The sequence below is a fragment of the Arthrobacter sp. TE12232 genome, assembly GCF_054062615.1.
In genome coordinates this window covers 3317962-3337390 of record NZ_JBSSFK010000001.1, presented here as the reverse complement: position 1 = coordinate 3337390, position 19429 = coordinate 3317962, and the positions used below count along the sequence as shown (strand labels likewise).

Genomic DNA, 19429 nt, shown 5'->3' with positions numbered 1-19429 from the left:
GGCAGTGCCCATTACCGGCGCTGCCGCCAACCGCTTCCCTCGTCACCACCGGCCACCCCCTAGAGTGTGAAAGGACCCCAACACGAGCATCCGACCGCTTTGGAGGAAGCCATGACGCAGACCTTCCCGCCCGAGAACCCAGAGGCCCCCACAACGCCGAGCGCGACGGCGCCGGACATCCAGGCGCCCGGCGCCCGTGCATTCGGGCAGGCCGGCCCCGGGGCCGTTCCGGCGGCGCTGAGGCGCCGCGTGCCCAAGTACGCCGACCTCGCGCCCCTGATGCAGTTCAAGAAGCCGGAGTTCAGCCGGGCCGCCCGGCTGCGCCGCGCGAGCACCATCTGGGACCTGCGCGACATCGCCAAGCGCCGCACACCCCAGGCGCCGTTCGACTACACCGACGGCGCCGCCGAGGCTGAAATCACTCTCCGCCGCGCCCGCCAGGCCTTTCTGGACATCGAATTCCGTCCCGGCATCCTGCGCGACGTCTCCAGCATCGACCTCAGCACCGAGATCCTGGGCGGCCCGTCCCGGCTGCCGGTGGGCATCGCGCCCACGGGATTCACCCGGATGATGCAGTCCGAGGGCGAATACGCCGGCTCCCGGGCCGCCGAAGCCGCCGGCATCCCGTACACCCTCTCCACCATGGGCACGGCGTCCATCGAGGACGTCGCCACCGCCGCACCGGCCGGCCGCAACTGGTTCCAGCTCTACCTCTGGACGGACCGGGACCGGTCCCTGGAACTGATCCAGCGCGCCGCCACGGCCGGCAACGACACCCTCATGGTCACGGTGGACACCGCCGTCGCCGGCGCCCGCCTCCGGGACGTCCGCAACGGCATGACCATCCCGCCCGCACTAACGCTCAAGACCGTCCTGGACGCCTCCTACCGGCCCGCATGGTGGTTCAACTTCCTCACCCACGAGCCCCTGACCTTCGCCTCGCTCTCCCGCTACACGGGCACCGTCGCGGACCTGATCAACTCCATGTTCGACCCCACCCTGACCTTCGCCGACCTCGACTGGCTCCGCGAGACCTGGAAGGGCAAACTCGTGGTCAAGGGCATCCAGACAGCAGAGGACGCCCGCAAAGTGGTGGACCACGGCGCGGACGGGATCGTGCTCTCCAACCACGGCGGCCGCCAGCTGGACCGGGCACCGATCCCCTTCCACCTGCTCCCCGAGGTGTCCGCCGCCCTGAAGGCGGACCGAAGCGACGCCGCGATCATCCTGGACACCGGCATCATGAGCGGCGCGGACATCATCGCCGCGCTCGCCCTGGGCGCCGAATTCACCCTGATCGGCCGCGCCTACCTCTACGGACTCATGGCCGGCGGCCGGGCCGGCGTCGACCGCGCCCTCCAGATTCTGGAGAAGGACATGCAACGCACCATGGCCCTGCTGGGCGTGAGCCGCATCGGGGACCTCACCCCGGACCACGTGCGGATCCTCCGGGGCTAAGTCCGCAGCCTAGATGGCATTTCGCGGCAGAGTTGGCCCCTGGCACTGGCGCGAACCGCCAACACAAGACGGGAGGCCGGAGGGCTACTTCTTGCGGCCGAACTTGGGCAGGTTGGCGAGGAGGTCCGCGGCCTTGGTGGCGGCGCGGCCCACGGTCCGCCCGATCTGCTGGGGCATCTTATCCTCGCCGGCGGTTCCCACCGGGATAACGACGGCGGGGCTCAGCGGGCTGCCGGCAGGGCGGCCGGCCAGTGCCGCAGCCGGCTGCGCGCCAGCCTGCGCTGCGGCAGGTAGCGGCTGCGGGGCGGCCGCGGCTGCCAGGCTGTCCGGCACCGCTGCGGGGCTGGTTTGGGGGCTGGATTCGGGGTGGCGGGCCGGTGCCGTGTCCGGGGCCGCTGCTGGGACGACGTCGAAGGTCTGCAGCCAGTTGGCAACGCCGGCAAGGGGCTTCGGGTTGAGCGCGTAGTAGCGCTTCTGGCCCTGGGCGCGCATGCTCACCAGGTTCGCTTCCCGGAGGACCTTGAGATGTTTTGAAATGGTGGGCTGGCTTGCATCAAGCTCCTGGACCAATTCCCCCACTGCCTTATCCCCCTTGCGGAGGGCCACCAGAATGTCACGCCTGGTTGCCTCAGCAATGACGGCAAATACGTCGTCTGTCACCATGTCCTCCACACTAGCGACATATACGCCAGATGGCATCCACAAATTGGCGGGCTGCCGCCTGGCCTGATCCGCGGCGCGGAGCTAGTCGAACCAGGGGTCCAATCCATGCAGGGGAAACACCTCTTTGCGGGTGGCCATGATGGTGCGGTCCACCGCGTCGTTGGGGTCGAACCCCACTTCCCAGGACCGCCACCAGACGTCGACGTCGTCGCCCATCAGTTCAGGGGGCTCGACGCCGAACTTGGCCCCGTACTTGTCCCTGACGTAGCGGCGCCAGTCCTCCGGAACCGGGGTGCGCAGGGGGACAGGCCGGCCGGCGGCGATGGCGATGAGGTGGCTCCAGGAGCGCGGCACCACGCTGACGACGTTGTAGCCGCCGCCGCCCGTGGAAATCCAGCGGTTGTCGCAGTAGCGCGCGGCGAGATTGCCGATCGCTGTGGCGGCCTCACGCTGGCCGTCCACGCTGATGTTCAGATGGGTGAGCGGGTCAAGCCGGTGCGAGTCGCACCCGTGCTGGCTCACGATGACTTCCGGTTCGAACGCGCCGATGAGTTGCGGCACGACGGCGTGGAAGGCCCGCAGCCAGCCGGCGTCGCCGGTGCCCGCCGGGAGGGCCACGTTCGCGGCGCTGCCCTGCGCCCCCGGGCCGCCGATCTCATTGGCAAACCCGGTGCCCGGGAAGAGAGTCAGCCCGGACTCGTGCAGCGAAATCGTCAGGACGCGCGGATCGTCCCAGAAAATGCTCTGCGTACCGTCGCCGTGATGGGCGTCGACGTCGACGTAGGCGACGCGCCTGATGCCGCCGTCAAGCAGTCGCTGGATCGCGAGGGCGGCGTCGTTGTAGATGCAAAAACCGCTTGCGCGGTCCCGGGAGGCGTGGTGCATTCCGCCGCCGAAGTTCACGGCCCGCACCGCGCTGCCGTCCAGGACGGCGGCAGCCGCCAGCAGGGAGCCGCCGGCCAGCCGGGCGCTGGCCTCGTGCATGCCGGCAAAGGCGGGGTCGTCCTCGGTTCCGAGGCCCCTGGCTTCATCGGGAGTGTCCGGATCTTCGCTCACGCGCCGCACGGCGGCTACGAACTCGGGGCTGTGGACCGCGCACAGTTCCTCGTCGGCGGCGACTTCCGGGGCAGCTACCGTTACATGCTCCAGATCCAGCAGTCCCAGGCTGCCGGCCAGCTTCGCCGTGAGCTCCATGCGCTCGGGCGCCATCGGGTGGCTGTGGCCAAAGTTGTAGGCGGTCATGGCAGGAGCCCACACCACCGTCGTTGGCAGCGCGGCCTGAGAGAGTCCGGGCAGGAATGTCATCACTCACAGGCTACCCGAGCGTCCCCCTGCTTCCCGCGTGCGCAGGCGTGCTCCCCCGGTCATGACGCGGACTTTAGTGGTTTACTACTGAGGGAAGCAGTTTCAACCAAGGAAAAACATGACGCAAAGCCAGTCGAGGTCTACGCGCACGGCCAGCTGGCAGCCAGGCATGCCGGAGCGGGACGGTCTGTGGATCTTCACACGCCTGCGCGACTTCATTGACAGCATCGCGAACAGCTCGCCGGCCCGCCTGGCCCTCACGGTGTTCGGCATCGTCATCGTGGTTTTCACCACGCTGCTTTCGCTGCCTATCGCTTCCGCCACCGGACAGGTCACACCCCTGCACGAGGCCCTCTTCACGGCCGTGTCCGCCGTCTGCGTCACAGGCCTGACCGTGGTCTCCACGGCCGCGTATTGGTCCTTCTTCGGTCAGCTCGTGATTCTGGTCGGCATTTTCGTGGGCGGCCTGGGCACCCTGACTCTCGCGTCGCTGCTGGCGCTCATGGTCAGCAAGAAACTCGGTGTCCGCGGCAAGCTGATTGCCCAGGAGGCCATGAACAACGCCGGCCGGCTCGGCGAGGTCGGTACCCTGCTCCGGATCGTGATCGTGACGTCCGTCGTGATCGAGGGCGCACTGGCGCTGGCCCTGGTCCCCCGCTTCCTGATCCTCGGGGAGAGTTTCCCGCAGGCCCTCTGGCACGGCGTCTTCTACGCAATTTCGTCGTTCAACAACGCCGGCTTCACTCCGCATTCGGACGGAATCGTCCCCTACGAAACCGATCTCTGGATCCTCATCCCGCTCATGGTCGGTGTGTTCCTGGGCAGCCTGGGCTTCCCCGTGGTCATGGTGCTGCAGCAGAACGGGCTGCGGTGGAAGAAATGGAACCTGCACACCAAGCTGACCATCCAGGTGTCCTTCATCCTCTTCGCCGCCGGGGCGCTCCTCTGGGGGCTCCTGGAATGGGACAACCTGCGCACCATCGGGGGCATGGACCTCGGCGACAAGATCACGCATTCGCTGTTTGCCTCCGTCATGCTGCGTTCAGGCGGCTTCAACCTTGTGGACCAGAACAACATGGAATCCACCACCATGCTGGTCTCCGATGCCCTCATGTTCGCCGGCGGCGGCTCGGCATCCACGGCCGGCGGCATCAAGGTCACCACCATCGCGGTGATGTTCCTGGCGATCGCCGCCGAGGCCCGCGGCGATGCCGATGTCAAGATCTACGGCCGGACCATCCCGGAGGGCACCATGCGCGTGGCCATCTCGGTGATCGTCGCCGGCGCCACCCTCGTCTCGGTCTCGGCCCTGCTGCTCCTGCACATCAGCGGCGCCTCCCTGGACCGGGTCCTGTTTGAAACCATTTCCGCCTTCGCCACGGTGGGCTTGAGCACCAATCTCAGTGCCGAATTACCGCCGTCGGGGGTTTACGTCCTCACTGTGCTCATGTTTGCCGGGCGCGTCGGGACGGTCACCCTCGCCGCCGCCCTGGCCCTGCGCCAGCGCAGCCAGCTGTACCACTACCCGGAAGAGAGACCGATCATTGGCTAGTTCCTCAGGCGCCGTCAACCGCCCCGCCCACAATGCCCCCGTGCTGGTGATCGGGCTTGGCCGCTTTGGCGCATCCACCGCAGAGCAGCTGGTGAAGCAGGGCCGGGAGGTGCTTGCCATCGAGCGCGACCGCACCCTGGTCCAGAAGTGGGCTGGCGTCCTGACGCACGTGGTGGAAGCCGACGCCACCAACATCGACGCCCTCCGCCAGCTCGGAGCCCAGGAATTCAGTTCCGCCGTGGTGGGCGTGGGCACCTCGATCGAATCCTCCGTGCTGATCACGGTGAACCTCGTGGACCTCGGGATCGAACACCTCTGGGTCAAGGCGATCACGCCCTCGCACGGCAAGATCCTGACCCGGATCGGCGCCAACCACGTCATCTACCCGGAAGCCGACGCCGGCGTCCGCGCCGCGCACCTGGTCTCGGGCCGCATGCTGGACTTCATCGAGTTCGACGACGACTTCGCCATCGTCAAGATGTACCCGCCGCGCGAAACCGTGGGCTTCACGCTCGACGAGTCCAAGGTCCGGTCCAAGTACGGCGTCACGATTGTGGGCGTGAAGTCTCCGGGCGAGGACTTCACCTATGCGCGGCCTGAGACGAAGGTTTCCTCACGGGACATGCTCATTGTTTCGGGCCACGTGGACCTGCTGGAACGGTTCGCCGCGCGCCCCTGAGTTCAGCCGAGCTGGCGGGTGATTTCCGCCGAGCGGGCGGCGGCTGCCCGGGCGCCCTCGGCGATGATGGCCGGCAGGCCGCGCTCATCAAACGTCGCGATGGCCCGTTCCGTGGTGCCGTTCGGGCTGGTGACCGCCTTGCGCAGCGACGCGGGGTCCGCCCCGGGCTCGGCCAGCATGAAGCCGGCCCCCGCGACGGTCCCGCGGGCGAGCAGCAGCGACAGTTCCGGGTCCAGGCCCAGTTCGACGCCGGCCGCCGCCATGGCTTCCGCCAGGTAGAAGGCGTAGGCCGGGCCCGAGCCGCTGATCGCCGAGACGGCGTCCACCTGCTCTTCGGGGACCTCCACCACCGTGCCGGCGGCTGCGAGGATGTCTTTCGCGTGCTGGAGCTGCCCGGCCGAGCAGCTGCTTCCGGGGGTGACGGAGACCATGCCGCGGCCGAGCTTCGCAGGAGTGTTCGGCATTGTGCGGATGACGGGCTGGCCGGCCGGCAGCACGGCTTCGAGCTGCGCCAGGGAGACGGCGGCTGCGACGCTGATGACGATCGTGTCCGGAGAGAGGGAACCGCTGATTTCCCGTGCCAGGTCCGCGATGCCCGCCGGCTTGACGCCCAGGATCACGACGCCGGAGCCGGTGGCCGCCTGTTTGTTGTTTTCGGGCTCTTCTTCGCCGGCGATGGCCGTGATCCCGTGATGGCGCTCTGCGAGCCCGGCCGCGCGGTCAGCCCGGCGCACCGTCGCGACGATGTCGGCGGGATCGACGCCGCCGTCGATCAGGCCGCCCATGATTGCCTCGTTCATTGATCCACAGCCCAGGAATGCGATTCGGTTGCTCATGCTCCCATCATTGCAGTCCGGCCCGATTCCCAGCCAGCTCACACCTTGGCCGCAGTCAGCGCACAACTTCGGAGCCTAGCGTTGTCATTACCTCATTGAGGGTGCGAGTGATGCAGCAGGCATGCGGATGCCTGCGTGGCACCGGTGGTCTGCGGCGGGTTTTCCCATTTTCCCGCAGTGGACCATCGGTGCCTTTTCCGTTTAAGCCGGCGCCCATTCCGACTGACTCCTGCGTCGGCACGCCACCGCAGCCGAACGACGGCGGATTGTCAGCGAACACACAGGTGACTCCCGCCGTGCGCCCATCTACGGCCACTATCGTGGAGCGTGCCTCAACAGGTGCGAGTGATGATAGCCGGTTCCACCGGAGCCGGCGGTGCGCCGGGTGTTTGCAGCAGATTTCCCCCAAGTCCTGCTCCAAGCGCCCGGCGCTACTCCGTTAAGCGAGCTGCGAGCTTCAAGGCACCTGCGAGTCCGGCCGCTCGCAGTCTCCGGCCCCGGCGAGCCAGCAGCTCCGGAGCTTCTCTTCCAGAAACCGGCGTTCCGCCGCGCTCCCGGCAAGCTCCAGCGCCCGCCGGTAGGCCCCGGCAGCCTCCGGAGCGCGGTCCAGGCGCACCAGGAAGTCGGCGCGGACGGCGTGGAAGAGGTAGTAATTGTCCAGTCCCAGGCTCTCAACCTCCGACAACCCGGCAGCGGGACCGTGCAGCTCCGCCACGGCGACGGCGCGGTTGAGGGCCACGACCGGTCCGGGTGCGACGGCCAGGAGCAAGTCATACAACTGCAGGATCTGTGCCCAGTCGGTGCCGCGGGCGGTCGCGGCGTCGCTGTGGACGGCGTTGATCGCGGCCTGAAGCTGATAGGGCCCCGGCCGGTTCCGGCGCAGGCACTGACGCACCAGCTCCTGGCCCTCGGCGGCCAGCGCCCTGTCCCACCGCTGCCGGTCCTGTTCAGGCAGCAGCACGAGTCCGCCGTCGGGAGTAAACCGCGCGGCGCGGCGGGACTCGATGAGCAGCATCAGTGCCAGCAGTCCCCTCGCCTCCGGTTCGTCCGGCATGAGGGACGTCAACAGCCTGCCAAGCCGGATGGCCTCCCAACAGAGCTCCGTACGGCCGGGGCTGTCCGCGGGGCCGGCGCTGTAGCCTTCGTTGAAGATGAGGTAGACGACGGCGAGCACCGATTGCAGCCGCTCTGGCAGGTCGGCGCCCTGCGGGACGCGGTAGGGGATCTTGGCGTCGCGGATTTTCGCCTTGGCCCGGACCAGCCGCTGGGCCATGGTGCTCTCCGGAACGAGGAAGGCCCGGGCGATCTCCGGCGTCGTCAGTCCGCCCAGAAGCCGCAGCGTGAGCGCCACCTGGGCGGGCCTGGCCAGGGCCGGATGGCAGCAGGTGAAAATCAGCCGCAAAGTGTCGTCGTCCACGTCGTCGATTCCTGCCTGGTCCGCAAGGAGCTGCTCGTCCGCGGCCGGTGCTGATCCGTTCCCCGCCGGCGCCGCAGACAGGAAAGCGGCCTGTGCGTATTTGTCCTCGCGCGAGGACTCCCGCCGGAGCCGGTCGATGGCCCGGCGCCGTGCCGTGGTGATGATCCAGCCGGCCGGGCTGGGCGGGACGCCTGCCGAGGGCCAGTGCCGGACCGCCGCCGTGAAGGCATCCTGGACGGCGTCCTCGGCTATATCGATGTTCCCGAACGTGCGCGTCAGGACGGCTACTGCCCGGCCGTATTCGTTCCGGAAGACCCGGGCAATGTCCGCCTCGGTGGCACCGGCGCGGGGGCCATGACCGTTCACGGCAGCGTTCCCGTCCGGGGGCTAGTGCTGGAAGGGACGGACTTCAACGGGAAGGGTCGTGACGCCGGCCAGCTTCCGGGCCCAGCCGAGGGCCGCGTCCAGGTCTTGGGCTTCGATGACGGTGAAGCCGCCCAAGTGCTCTTTGCCTTCCGTGAACGGGCCGTCGGTGATAAGAATCTCGCCGTCACGGGGCCGGAGGACGGTGGCGGACTCCGCGGGGTGCAGTCCGGCGGCGAACACCCAGGCCCCGGCTGCCTGCATCTCACGGTTCAGGGCCGTCAGGTCCCGCATGATCGGTTCGAGGACCTCAGGTCCCGGGACCGGGCCGTCCGGCTGGTAAATGCTGAGCAGGTACTGCGACATTTCAGGTGCCTCCTTGTCGAATCCGCCGGCGGCGTGCCGGCCTCTCAGCAACTACACGAACGGAACCCCTGCAGATCGACACTTCCAAGCGGCACTTCCAATCGAACCCGCAGGATTCGCAGCGGACACTGACCGGGTTAGGAAACCTTCTCCGGGGACTGGAGCTGCGCCGGCGGCCTCTGCGCCACATGCGGTGCGGGGTCGAGCGGCCCCTCGAACACCAGTTGGTCCAGGCGGCGGAGGATGAGTCCCTCGCGCAGCGCCCACGGGCAGATCTCCATGCTGGCGAACTCGAACATTTCCAAGGCGGCCTCCGCGACGAGCGCGCCGGCGAGGACCTGCGGCGCCCGGGCCTCGGAAACGCCGGGCAGGTGGAACCTGTCCCCGATCTCCATGGCCGAGACACGCTGCGCCCAAAGCCCCAGGTCCAGCGCCTGCAGCTCGCGCTTGACGTACGGCCCGGCGGCGCTGGGGGCGGCCCCTGCGATCCTGGCGAGGGACCGGAAGGTCTTGGACGTGCCCGCCACATGGTTGGGCTTGCCCAGTTTCTCGAATTTGCGCACGGCGGGCTTGAGCGTGGAGCGGATGTAGCGGCGCAGCTCCTTGATGCTTTTGGCCGAGGGCGGGTCTCCGGGGAGCCAGTCGCGCGTCAGCCGGCTGGCCCCGAGCGGCACGGACATCGCCAGCTCGGGGAGTTCGTCCTGTCCGAGGGCCATCTCGAAGGAGCCGCCGCCGATGTCCAGGTTCAGGATGGGCCCGGCGCCCCAGCCGTACCAGCGGCGGACGGCGAAGAACGTCATGGACGCCTCTTCGCTGCCGGTGAGTTCCCGGAGGGTGACCGTGGTTTCATGCTTGACGCGGGCCAGGACCTCCGCTCCGTTGGTGGCCTCGCGGATGGCCGAGGTGCAGAACGCGAGGAGGTCGTCGGCTTTGTGCTTGGCGGCGAATTCCCACGCTTCAAGGACGAACTCGACAAGCTCATGCTGGCCGGCGTCGTTGATGTTGCCGTCGCCGTCGAGGAACTGCACGAGGGACAACGGCCGCTTGTGTGAAGCGAAAGGGACCGGCCGGGCGCCGGGGTGTGCGTCGACCAGCAGGAGGTGGACGGTATTGGACCCGATATCGAGGACGCCTAGACGCATGTTGCCATTATTGCCCCCACTGAAGCGGCTGGTCTAACTGCGACGGCGGTATTCGCGAAGAATACCGCCGTCCGGGACGCTGGCTCAGGCGAGGTCCGTATCCTGCGCCGGGCGGTCCGCGGACCCGGCAGTACCGTCCGCGAACTCGTCGGAGGGCTTGAAGTCGCGGCGGATGTTGGCCACTCCCTCCGGATCGATTTCAAAGCCGTAGGCGGCCCCCGGGTTGATCACCATGCCGAGCTCGTCGCCGAGGTTGCCGATGATCGCGGCGCCCTGTGTGCCCAGCACGTTGGGAGCTGCCGCGAGATACTGCTCGGTGACGCGGCTCGGGTGCGAGAAGACGGCCAGAACCGGCTTACCCGAGGAATTCGCGAGGACCAGCGGCTCCACCTGGGAGTCGGGACCCTCGAGGGCGTCGGAGCTGACCACGTAGACCTCGTTGTTGAGGAAGGCCAGGATCACGTCCACCGGGTTGGCGTCCGGCTGCTCCCCCCGGGCAAGCTGCTCTTCGAGCTCGTTCAGCGGCTGGTTGTCCAGGTGTGCGGGCTGTTCAGTCATGGTCCTACTCGATCACGTCCGCGCCCGCTCCGCAAACGCAGAATCGCCGGAAAGCTGCGGAGTCGCCGGAAAATTCCGGCGACTCCGCAGCTTTACGGCGAACCCGGTGTGGCTCTGCTACTTCTTGGCCGGCGTCTTCCGGGCGGGGGCCTTACGGGCCGTCGTCGTGCGCTTGACCGGGCCCCTGGCGCGCTTCTCCGCGAGGAGTTCGACGGCCTGTTCCCGGGTGAGCTCCTCCAGCGAGGTGGAGCGCGGCACGGTGATGTTGGTGATGCCGTCGGTGATGTACGGGCCGAATCGGCCTTCCTTCACCACGATGTTCTTCTCCGAGACCGGGTCCGGGCCGAACTCGGCCAGCGGCGGCACGGCGGCACGGGCGCCGCGCTGCTTGGGCTGCGAGTAGATCTCCAGCGCCTGTTCCAGCGTGATCGTGAAGATTTCCTCCTCGGAGCCGATGGAGCGGGAGTCCGTGCCCTTCTTCAGGTACGGGCCGAACCTGCCGTTCTGCACCGTGATCGGGTTGCCCTCGGCGTCCTGGCCCAGCACGCGGGGCAGGCTCATGAGCTGCAGGGCCTCGTCCAGGCTGACCGTCTCCACGCTCATCGAAGCGAACAGGGAACCCGTACGCGGTTTGGCCTTGACGGGCTTCTTCGGCGGCTTCGGCTTGCCGTTCTTGTAGTACTCCACGGGCTGGCTGGCCAGCTGCGCCTCGGTCATTTCCGGGATGATCTCGGTGACGTAAGCGCCATAGCGGCCGTTCTTGGCCACCACCGTGTGGCCGGTGTGCGGGTCCGTGCCGAGGACGCGCTCTTCCGGGGCCGCGGTCTCCATGAGTTCAATGGCCTTGGCTGCGGTGAGCTCGTCCGGCGCCAGGTCCTCGGGGACGTTGGCGCGGGCGGCTTCAACCACTTCGCCGGTCTTGGGATCGACCGTCGGGACGGAGCTTTCCAGGTACGGGCCGAATTTCCCGACCCGCAGCGTGATGCCCTCGGCGATCGGAATCGAGTTGATTTCGCGGGCGTCGATCTCGCCGAGGTTGTTGACGATGCTCAGCAGGCCCGGCTCAGCGTCTTCCCCGAAGTAGAAGTGCTTGAGCCAAGCGGGTCCGGCCGCCTGTCCGTTGGCGATCTTGTCCAGGTCAGCTTCCATGTCGGCCGTGAACTCGTAGTCCACGTAGTCGTGGAAGTGCTGTTCAAGCAGCCGGATCACGGAGAACGCGATCCAGCTCGGGACCAGCGCGGAACCCTGCTTCCGGACGTAGCCGCGGTCCTGGATGGTGGAGATGGTGGAGGCGTAGGTGGAAGGACGACCGATGCCCTTCTTTTCCAGCTCAGCGGTCAGCGATGCTTCCGTGTAGCGCGGGGGCGGCGAGGTCTCGTGGCCGACGGCGACGATGTCCGAGGCGGTCAGGGAGTCGTCCTTGGCCACGTTCGGCAGGCGGCGGGCTTCCTCGGAGTCGTCATCGCCGCGGCTTTCGTCCTTGCCCTCTTCATAGGCGGCCAGGAAGCCGGGGAAGGTGATGACGGTGCCGGAGGCGGAGAATTCCGCGTCGCGACCGGCGGCAGCTCCGCCCACGGTCACGGCGCCCAGGCGGATGGTGGCAGTGGAGCCCTTGGCATCAGCCATCTGCGAGGCGACGGTGCGCTTCCAGATCAGCTCGTAGAGCCGGAATTCGTCGCCGGAGAGCTGCTTGGCGACCTGGGCCGGGGTGCGGAAAGAGTCGCCCGCCGGGCGGATGGCCTCGTGGGCCTCCTGGGCGTTGGCGGCCTTGCTGGTGTAGACCCTCGGGGACTGGGGCACGTATTCCGTGCCGTACAGCTCGGCTGCCTGGCGCCGGGCGGCGGTGACGGCCTCGTCGCTCAGTGCGGACGAGTCCGTACGCATATAGGTGATGTAGCCGTTTTCGTAGAGCCGCTGGGCCACCTGCATGGTGCTCTTGGAGGAGAATCGCAGCTTGCGGCCGGCCTCCTGCTGCAGCGTCGAGGTGGTGAACGGCGCCGCCGGGCGGCGGGTATACGGCTTGGTGTCGACAGAACGGACGCGGAAATCAGCGGTCTGCAGGCCGACCGCCAAGGCGGTGGCGAGTTCCTCGTTGAGGTGGATGACGTTGCGGGAGGTGAGTTCGCCGTTGTCATTGAAGTCGCGGCCGCTGGCCACCTTGGAGCCGTCCACGGCAGCGAGTTTCGCTTTGAAGGCTCCGGCGTCGGCACTGAACTGGCCGGTCAGGTCCCAGTAAGAGGCAGCCTTGAACGCCATGCGCTCACGCTCCCGGTCCACCACCATGCGGGTCACGACCGACTGCACCCGGCCGGCGGACAGACCGCGGGCCACCTTGCGCCACAGCACCGGTGAGATCTCGTAGCCGTAGAGGCGGTCTAGGACGCGCCGGGTTTCCTGTGCGTCCACCAGGTCCTGGTCCACGTCGCGCAGGTTGTCCATGGCGCGGTGGATGGCTTCCTTCGTGATTTCACCGAAGGTCATCCGGTAGACCGGCACCTTTGGCTTCAGGACTTCCAGCAGGTGCCACGCGATGGCCTCGCCCTCGCGGTCCCCATCGGTTGCGAGATAGAGCGCATCGGCGTCTTTAAGCTGGGCCTTGAGTTCGGCGACCTTTTTCTTCTTGTCCGCGGACACCACGTAGTACGGCTTAAAGTCGTTTTCAATGTCGACGGCGAACTTGCCCAGCGGGGTCTTCTTCAGTTCCGCGGGGAGCTCGGAAGGCTGCGGAAGGTCGCGGATGTGACCAATGGAGGCCTCAACGATGAAGCCCTCGCCCAAGTACTTGGCGATGGTCTTGCTCTTGGCGGGAGACTCCACGATCACGAGTTTCTTGCCGGTTTTGGCCTTGCTTGGCACGGTGCTCCTACAGAAAAAGGTTGCTCGGGCAGATGCGCCCATACCCGCCTAGTTCACCATATTTTGCAGAATCGCGCGCATCCGGCCGGAAATGACGGCCCCGCGGAGGCGGGTTTCGGCCGCAAAAGAGCAGGGCGCCCGGTGGTCCTGGAGGCCGCGCCGGGCGGCGGCTCAGGCGCTGCCGGCCTCGGGTTTCGCGGCGGCCGGGCCGCGGTCGTCCGGAATCATCGACCACATGGTGGCCATGCGTTCGGCGCCGTCGGGCACATGGTCCGGATCCTCGAGTTCATAATCGCGCAGGAGGTCGAAGACGCGCCGCGTCAACTCGGACCGCTGCTCCGGCGTCAGGTACAGCAGGTTACTCGCCAGCACCACCGACGACGGGCCGTCGCCGGTCTCGCCGCGCTCGCGCCGTTCATTGCGGGTCTTGGCGTACGCAAGCACCCGGCGGCGGTAGGCTTCGAGCTCGAGATCAAGGACGGCGAGCTCAGGGCTGGCCACTCCGCCGAGCGAGTGAATAGTGAAATCGGTGCCGGCAGCCTTCCAGCGCCGCTCCCGGGCGTCCCCTGCCGTGGCTGCGGGGACCACTATGCCCCACTTCTGCAGCGCCCGCAGGTGGTAGCTCATGGCGCTGGGGGTCAGGCCGGTCTGCGCCGCGAGTTCGGTGGCCGTCCGGCTCACCTGGGTGGAATACAGTTCGGAAATAACCTCCAGCCGGGCGGCGTGAGCGAGGGCCCGGATCGCCTTCGGGTCGGTGATTTCCACTTGCTTTTCCGGACGATGCCGGCGCTTGGCGGCCGGCGGAGCCGTGGACTCCGCCGTCGGGGTTTCTGCATTCACCCCTCCAGTGTATCCAGCCGCTCCAAAATATGAAAGAAATGCTTGACATCTAGCCCCGGCCGGGACTAGCTTCCTATTTATGAAACAGATATTTCATAAATCCTCTGCCCCTTCAGCGGCGGTGCAGCCCCTGTGGCGCAACCGCGATTTCCTGATCGCCAGCACCGCCAGGTTCGTTGCGACGGCGGGGATGGGCGCCGTCGTCGTGAGCGTCATGCTGCACCTGCAGAACGCGGCCGCTGCCGGGGGAACCCCTGTCGCCGGGCCCTGGCTCGTGGCTGCCTACCTCTTTTGCTCAGCGCTGCCGCTGGTCCTGCTGGCCCCGTGGGCCGGCCGGCTCGCCGACACCAGGGACTCCCGCACGCTGGCGACGGCGGCCTCCGCGGTCAGTGCCGCCGCCGTCGCCGGCATGGGCCTGGGCATGCAGTATGTGGAGAACTACCTGCCCGTGCTTTTTGCCATGACGTTCCTGCTCGACGCGGCCCAGGCCGTGGCCGGCCCCACCTGGCAGGCCCTGCTGCCCCGGCTCGTCGGCGAGGACCGCACCCCGCGGGCGATGGGGACCATGCAGGCGACCGTCATGATTGCCGGCATGGTCGGGCCGGCCGCGGGCGGCATGCTCAGCGGCTGGGGCGGCGCCGGACTCGTGTTCGCCGTGGCCAGCGGCTGCTATGTCGCCATGGGGCTGGGCGCCCTGCTAATCAGAACCCGCCGCGGCACGGCGGCCGAACGGGCCGGCCAGGCGAAGCCCGCACTGCTCGACGGGCTGCGCCTGATCCGCCGGGACAGCTTGGTCTGGGCCCTGGTCCTGGGGGCGATGTTCTTTATCGTCGTGGGCGAGGCCACGAATGTCCTTGAAGTGTTCCTGGCCCGCGGCGAACTTGGCGCCACCGAGACGCAGTATGGCCTCCTGGCCGCGGCGTTCGGCCTCGGCATGGCGGGCGGGGCCGCGATGGCCGGCAGGATCACCACGCCGGCGTTACGACTGCGCGCGCTGCTGGCCTCCATGGCCCTGGCCTCGGCGTTCCTGGGCATCACGGGGATGGTCCCCACCGTGGAGATGCTCTTTGTGGCCTACACGGGGACGGGGATGGCCTGCGGCGTCCTGAATGCCTGCTTCGGGGCGATCGCGATCCTCCGGATACCCGAACGTGGCCGGGGCCAGGCCATGGCGATCGTCGGTGGGATGACACGCGCCGTCTCGATCGCCGCCCTGGCCCTGGGCGGGCTGCTGGGCGCACTGGTGCCGGTGCGTGTCAGCTTCCTGCTCACCGGGGCCGTCGCGGTGTTGGTCACTCTTGCCCTCACCGCGTACGTCCTGCCGAGGTTCGGCCGGGAGGACGCACGCGGTATCGCGGCGGCGCCTGCCGTCACGGCCGCCGGGGCTGGAACGGCAGGCGTGAGGGCGCCAGACCCGGTTGCGGCGGCGCCTGCCGTCTCAGGCCGGCAGCAGGAAGCCGTCGCGAACCAGGTTACCGACTTCGGTCAGGAGGCCGGCGCGGAACTGCGCGCCGTCGAACCCCTCATAGCCGCCCAGCAGGGCCTCGAGGGCGCCGACGATCTGCCCGACGGACAGGTCACCGTCGCACGCTGAAACAAAGCCGGCCAGCTCGGTGCTCAGCAGGTTGGTGCGGCGCAGCCCGGCACCCTGCCGCAGCAGGATGACGCCGGGGTGTTCCGCCCCCGGGCGCTGGTGCCGCTCCTCGGTGACGTCCTCCGCGACCAGCAGGTGAGCGGCGGCCAGATCGTGGGCGGCCAGCCAGTCGGCACGCTCGACCGCCGCGCCCAGGTGCGGCCCCACGGGCTGTTCGATGGGGTACGTGATCTCCTCGAAACGGGAAATCACGCGCCCGGCGCCGTCAGCCGGCCGGCGCAGCCAGATCATGCCGAAACCGATTCCCGCCACATTGCGCGAGGCGAAGTCGTCAAGGTACGCCGCATACGAGTCCTGGTAGAGCTGGCGGTCCCGGTTTTCGGAGGCGTCCTGCAGCCAGGTCTCGGCATACTGCTCCGGCCCCACCTGCTCCCGCTGGATGAACCAGACGTCGGCGGCCGGGTCGGCCCAGCTTTGGGGCCGTTCGGACCAGGCCGCCCCCGCCTCGATCTCCCAATTGCCCAGGAGCTGGGCCGTTCCACCCGGCGCGAGAACGGAGGGCAGGGCCCGGACCAGCGAAGAAACGATCTCGTCCCCCGGCAGGCCGCCGTCGCGATAGGTGAACTGGTCCACGGGGGTCTCGCCCAGGCTGCGCGGCGTAATGACGAACGGCGGGTTGGACACCACCAGCTCGAACTCCTCCCCCGCGACGGGTTCCAGCAGGGACCCGAGCCTCAGGCTCACGCGGGCCTCAGGATCCGCCGGGTCCACGTGCAGCTCGGCGGCGTTGAGCAAGAGATTGAACCGGGTGAACGCGAGGGCGCGTTCGGAAATGTCCGTGGCGGTCACGTGCTCCGCGTGGTGGAGCAGATGGAACGTCTGGATGCCGCAGCCCGTGCCGAGGTCGAGGGCCCTGGCCACATGCCGGCGGGCCGTGACCTGGACCAGGGTGGTGGAGGCCTGCCCGATCCCCAGGACGTGGTCGTGACGGAGGACGCCTGCGCGCTGGTGGGCCGCGAGGTCGCTGGCCACCCAGAGGTCCGCCCCGCCGCTCGCCACGCCATCGTCCCCGACAGTGGGGTCCCAGCCGTACGGCCTCAGATCCACCTTCGCCCGGATCAGGTCCTCGTCGGACCGCTCCACGAGCCCGAGTTCCGTCAGCCCCTCCGTGCGGATGCCGGGCAGCGCGGCGTCGAGTGTCTCCGCACGCTGCGGCTCGGCCAGGAGACAGAGACGCACGACGGCGGCGAGCGCCGCCGTCGACGGCTCACCGGAGGCGCGCCCGGTGACGATCAGTGCGGGGATGAGCTGGTCCCGGCTGAGGGCAGAGTGCGCAGCCTCACCGAGCAGCCCGGCGACGCCATCCACGGTGTAGCCAACGGCCCGCAGGTCCCCGGCCAGGGCCTCGAGGAGGCCGGGGAGGTCGCTCCGCGGCGCCTCCGGAGTGTTGCCGGCCGTGAACGGCGATGAACGAACTGCCATGGCGGGAGTTGGCGTGGCCGGACGCGGTGCTGCGGGAGCCTGCGGGGCGGGGTTTTGGGCTGAGGACGTCACCGCACAAGTTTAGTCCCGGGGACTGGGCGGGGCCGGCGAGAGCCGGGTCTCCGCATAAAGCCGCAGGGCATCCCGGACGAAGGCCGCGCCCTCGGCACCGCCGTAGTTCGCGGCGAACCGGGGATCCGCCACGTACATCTCGCCGAGTCCCGTCACGTACCCCTTGATGTCCGGCACGGCAACTGCGGTGCCGCCTGCTGCCCTAGCGCCTGCTCCCTTGCCACCGCCTGCGGCGGGCGGCGCCGCCGGGGTGCCGGGAATGCCCCTGAGCCATTCGACGTGGCGCCGGGCCAGGTCTTGGGCCTGAACGCTGTCCGCCGTGACGCCCGACTCTGCCGCGGCCCTCCAGTCGGCGCCAAGCTGCCGGGACTGTTCCTGCCAGGCAGCCTTCTCCTCGGCCTGCATGCCGCGCCACCAGGCATCTGAGGTCGCATAGGCGTCCTGGCCCCACCGCTGCTGGACTTCGTCCCGGTACCGGGTGTGGTCGAAGCCGTCGAACATTTCCTCTGCCATGATCTTTCCTCCCGCTTGCAGTGCCTCAATGGTGTGCCGGACCGAAGCGATCTGCCGCCCCAGCCGGTCCTGTTCCTGCTGCAGCCACTCCAGATGCCGTCCCAGGGCGTACTCCGCGTCCGCCTGGCCGGCGAGTACGTCCGCGATCGCCGGCAGCCCGAGCCCCAGGTCACGCAGTAGTAGGATCCGCTGCAGACGGACCAGCGAGTCGGGGCCGTAGTACCGGTAGCCGTTGTTGCCGGTACGGCTGGGCTTGAGCAGGCCGATGTCGTCATAGTGACGCAGAGTCCGTCCGCTGGTGCCCGCCAATTTCGCGATTTGTTGGACGGACCAGTCCATATCTCCTCCTTTATCTCCTCCTTTGCGTAGGGCCGGCTGCCCCGCCGGAACTAGCTTGCCGACGGCGCCGGTCATCCCGGTTCGCCGTCTCCCGGAGCACCGTCTCCCGGTGCCGCGCTTGTCGCCTGCCGGGCCGTCCCGGGCCGTCCCCACGACTCTAAACTTTGACGTTACGTCAACGTCAAGAGCCCGCGGGAGGCGCCGCTGGACGGCCGGCGCGGCCGGGGGTGAAGCTGCAAGGCGGTAAGTTGGAGGCATGGTTTTTCCCTCCTCTCACGCGCCGGCGACCCTGCTGGTAAGGCGGACGCTTACGGGCGCGGCCGCAGCCGCCGTCGTGCTGGCCGCAACGGCATGTACCCCGCCCGGTTCAATTCAGGGCGTCGATGTCCCGGCCTGGAAGGCGACCGCTCTGCCCTCGGCCCCCGGGACTGTGCTGGAGGACGCCGGCAAGATCCTGAACCGCGATCCGATCGTCCGGACCGCGTCCGGTGTGCCCGCCGGCACCTACACCCTGACCATGACCTGCGACGGCGGCGGTAAGGCGTTCTTCGCCGTCAGCCTGGCCGGCCGGCCGCTGACCGAGGCAGGAGCTGCCTGCAACGGCAGCCGCGAAACCGCCCGCATCACGGTGCCCGCCGCGGGCGAGGTGAAGCTCAGCACGTCCAGCGTGGACGCCCCGATCATCTACGCCTACCACCTGGCCGCGTCCGAGTAGGGTCCGCCCGCAACCCGGTCACGGCGGCCGGCTCGGCACCTTCTGGGAAAACCGCCCGCCGCGGACCTTCGACCTCTGGTGTTTGCATCGGGGCGACCTTAATCTCAGGGTATGCCAACTGTGCCGGCCCGCAGGCTGCCGCGACGGCGCACCCTGGCCGCCGCCGCGGTGCTGTCAATTGCGGTGTTCCTCGGGGCGGTCTTGTCCGGCTGCGAGTACGAATACAGCGCCGACCATTGGGACGACGGCTCGCCCACTGTTTCCGCCGCGCCGACCACCGACGCCGCCCTGCCGCAGGATCCCCATCGCAACGAGCCGGTGTCCGGTGAAGAGCTGGAGCAGTGGGTCGACGACGCGCTTCCCGACGCCGCGGGGCAGGTGTTTCACACCAGCTACGGCTCCGTGGCGGCCGGCGCGGTGCACAAAGAAACAACAACGCAACTGCCCGCCGGCACCTATTCCCTGACGCTGGCGTGCCGCAGCACGGCCCGGGTGTCTTTCGCCGTCCGCAATGGGGATGAGTCGCTGGTAGACCTGAGCCTGCGCTGCGGAACGTCACGAGTGAACGTCGTCTCGCTGCCCGTGGACGCGGTGCTCTCCGTCCAGGTGACCGGGCGGGCCGCAGCAAACTTCGCCTACCGCGTGAGCCGGATCTGAGACAACCCTCGCACTGGGGGCC

At 68.5% G+C, this 19429-nt stretch carries 16 protein-coding genes and 1 pseudogene; 6 read left to right on the top strand and 11 right to left on the bottom strand.

The window, feature by feature from the left end; translation table 11 throughout:
- The first annotated feature begins 111 nt into the window (after positions 1–111).
- Entirely contained in the window at positions 112–1458 is a 1347-nt protein-coding gene (locus tag ACVWZ7_RS14825; RefSeq protein WP_456508327.1) for an alpha-hydroxy acid oxidase, read from the top strand.
- Between the two features lie 84 nt (positions 1459–1542).
- Here the strand turns inward: ACVWZ7_RS14825 and ACVWZ7_RS14820 are convergent, their stop codons facing one another.
- Together ACVWZ7_RS14820 and ACVWZ7_RS14815 are read right to left on the bottom strand one after the other, a co-directional pair.
- Positions 1543–2121 (bottom strand): ArsR/SmtB family transcription factor, encoded by a 579-nt coding sequence (locus ACVWZ7_RS14820; protein ID WP_456508326.1) that lies wholly within the window; start codon positions 2119–2121, stop codon positions 1543–1545.
- 81 nt (positions 2122–2202) lie between these two features.
- Positions 2203–3426 (bottom strand): acetoin utilization protein AcuC, encoded by a 1224-nt coding sequence (locus ACVWZ7_RS14815; protein ID WP_456508325.1) that lies wholly within the window; start codon positions 3424–3426, stop codon positions 2203–2205.
- 118 nt (positions 3427–3544) lie between these two features.
- Between ACVWZ7_RS14815 and ACVWZ7_RS14810 the strand changes: the two genes are divergently transcribed.
- The gene (locus ACVWZ7_RS14810; protein ID WP_456508324.1) at positions 3545–4978 is read left to right on the top strand and encodes a TrkH family potassium uptake protein; all 1434 of its coding nucleotides are present in this window, start codon (positions 3545–3547) and stop codon (positions 4976–4978) included.
- Positions 4979–5018: 40 nt separating this feature from the next.
- Positions 5019–5657, top strand: a complete 639-nt coding sequence (locus ACVWZ7_RS14805) for a potassium channel family protein (protein ID WP_202615744.1) — start codon at positions 5019–5021, stop codon at positions 5655–5657.
- 2 nt (positions 5658–5659) lie between these two features.
- On the opposite strand, the gene proC is transcribed toward ACVWZ7_RS14805, so the two are convergent.
- The 7 genes from proC to ACVWZ7_RS14770 form a co-directional block, all read right to left on the bottom strand.
- The gene (proC, locus tag ACVWZ7_RS14800) at positions 5660–6493 is read right to left on the bottom strand and encodes a pyrroline-5-carboxylate reductase (RefSeq protein WP_344366550.1); all 834 of its coding nucleotides are present in this window, start codon (positions 6491–6493) and stop codon (positions 5660–5662) included.
- A gap of 457 nt (positions 6494–6950) precedes the next feature.
- On the bottom strand, positions 6951–8276 hold the full coding sequence (locus ACVWZ7_RS14795) for an RNA polymerase sigma factor (RefSeq protein ID WP_456508323.1): 1326 nt from the start codon (positions 8274–8276) through the stop codon (positions 6951–6953).
- Between the two features lie 21 nt (positions 8277–8297).
- Positions 8298–8639, bottom strand: coding sequence for a YciI family protein (locus ACVWZ7_RS14790; RefSeq protein WP_456508322.1), 342 nt, complete (start codon positions 8637–8639; stop codon positions 8298–8300).
- A gap of 137 nt (positions 8640–8776) precedes the next feature.
- Positions 8777–9781, bottom strand: coding sequence for a Ppx/GppA phosphatase family protein (locus tag ACVWZ7_RS14785; RefSeq protein WP_456508321.1), 1005 nt, complete (start codon positions 9779–9781; stop codon positions 8777–8779).
- 84 nt (positions 9782–9865) lie between these two features.
- Positions 9866–10339, bottom strand: a complete 474-nt coding sequence (locus tag ACVWZ7_RS14780; RefSeq protein WP_344366559.1) for an SseB family protein — start codon at positions 10337–10339, stop codon at positions 9866–9868.
- Positions 10340–10456: 117 nt separating this feature from the next.
- Complete coding sequence (gene topA, locus ACVWZ7_RS14775; protein ID WP_456508320.1) at positions 10457–13195, bottom strand: type I DNA topoisomerase; 2739 nt, start codon at positions 13193–13195, stop codon at positions 10457–10459.
- A 171-nt stretch (positions 13196–13366) separates the two neighbouring features.
- Positions 13367–14035 (bottom strand): ArsR/SmtB family transcription factor, encoded by a 669-nt coding sequence (locus tag ACVWZ7_RS14770; RefSeq protein WP_116765295.1) that lies wholly within the window; start codon positions 14033–14035, stop codon positions 13367–13369.
- A gap of 79 nt (positions 14036–14114) precedes the next feature.
- Here ACVWZ7_RS14770 and ACVWZ7_RS14765 point away from each other — a divergent pair.
- Positions 14115–15383: pseudogene (locus ACVWZ7_RS14765) on the top strand (MFS transporter); the annotation flags it as partial.
- Between the two features lie 90 nt (positions 15384–15473).
- Here ACVWZ7_RS14765 and ACVWZ7_RS14760 read toward each other — a convergent pair.
- A complete protein-coding gene (locus ACVWZ7_RS14760) occupies positions 15474–17111 on the bottom strand; it encodes a DUF7059 domain-containing protein (protein WP_344367145.1) in 1638 nt (545 codons plus the stop codon).
- Between the two features lie 81 nt (positions 17112–17192).
- Positions 17193–18035 (bottom strand): MerR family transcriptional regulator, encoded by an 843-nt coding sequence (locus ACVWZ7_RS14755; RefSeq protein WP_456508319.1) that lies wholly within the window; start codon positions 18033–18035, stop codon positions 17193–17195.
- A gap of 256 nt (positions 18036–18291) precedes the next feature.
- Here ACVWZ7_RS14755 and ACVWZ7_RS14750 point away from each other — a divergent pair, with 256 nt between their 5' ends.
- Together ACVWZ7_RS14750 and ACVWZ7_RS14745 are read left to right on the top strand one after the other, a co-directional pair.
- Complete coding sequence (locus ACVWZ7_RS14750) at positions 18292–18750, top strand: hypothetical protein (protein WP_116765298.1); 459 nt, start codon at positions 18292–18294, stop codon at positions 18748–18750.
- Between the two features lie 111 nt (positions 18751–18861).
- Entirely contained in the window at positions 18862–19407 is a 546-nt protein-coding gene (locus tag ACVWZ7_RS14745; protein ID WP_456508318.1) for a hypothetical protein, read from the top strand.
- Positions 19408–19429: the final 22 nt, after the last annotated feature.

Bases quoted from the DNA above. Each gene is read 5' to 3' on its own strand.
- ACVWZ7_RS14825 (WP_456508327.1), top strand. From the start codon at position 112: ATGACGCAGACCTTCCCGCCCGAGAACCCAGAGGCCCCCACAACGCCG.
- ACVWZ7_RS14820 (WP_456508326.1), bottom strand. From the start codon at position 2,121: ATGGTGACAGACGACGTATTTGCCGTCATTGCTGAGGCAACCAGGCGT.
- ACVWZ7_RS14815 (WP_456508325.1), bottom strand. From the start codon at position 3,426: ATGACATTCCTGCCCGGACTCTCTCAGGCCGCGCTGCCAACGACGGTG.
- ACVWZ7_RS14810 (WP_456508324.1), top strand. From the start codon at position 3,545: ATGACGCAAAGCCAGTCGAGGTCTACGCGCACGGCCAGCTGGCAGCCA.
- proC (WP_344366550.1), bottom strand. From the start codon at position 6,493: ATGAGCAACCGAATCGCATTCCTGGGCTGTGGATCAATGAACGAGGCA.
- ACVWZ7_RS14790 (WP_456508322.1), bottom strand. From the start codon at position 8,639: ATGTCGCAGTACCTGCTCAGCATTTACCAGCCGGACGGCCCGGTCCCG.
- ACVWZ7_RS14785 (WP_456508321.1), bottom strand. From the start codon at position 9,781: ATGCGTCTAGGCGTCCTCGATATCGGGTCCAATACCGTCCACCTCCTG.
- ACVWZ7_RS14780 (WP_344366559.1), bottom strand. From the start codon at position 10,339: ATGACTGAACAGCCCGCACACCTGGACAACCAGCCGCTGAACGAGCTC.
- ACVWZ7_RS14760 (WP_344367145.1), bottom strand. From the start codon at position 17,111: ATGGCAGTTCGTTCATCGCCGTTCACGGCCGGCAACACTCCGGAGGCG.
- ACVWZ7_RS14755 (WP_456508319.1), bottom strand. From the start codon at position 18,035: ATGGACTGGTCCGTCCAACAAATCGCGAAATTGGCGGGCACCAGCGGA.
- ACVWZ7_RS14750 (WP_116765298.1), top strand. From the start codon at position 18,292: ATGGTTTTTCCCTCCTCTCACGCGCCGGCGACCCTGCTGGTAAGGCGG.
- ACVWZ7_RS14745 (WP_456508318.1), top strand. From the start codon at position 18,862: ATGCCAACTGTGCCGGCCCGCAGGCTGCCGCGACGGCGCACCCTGGCC.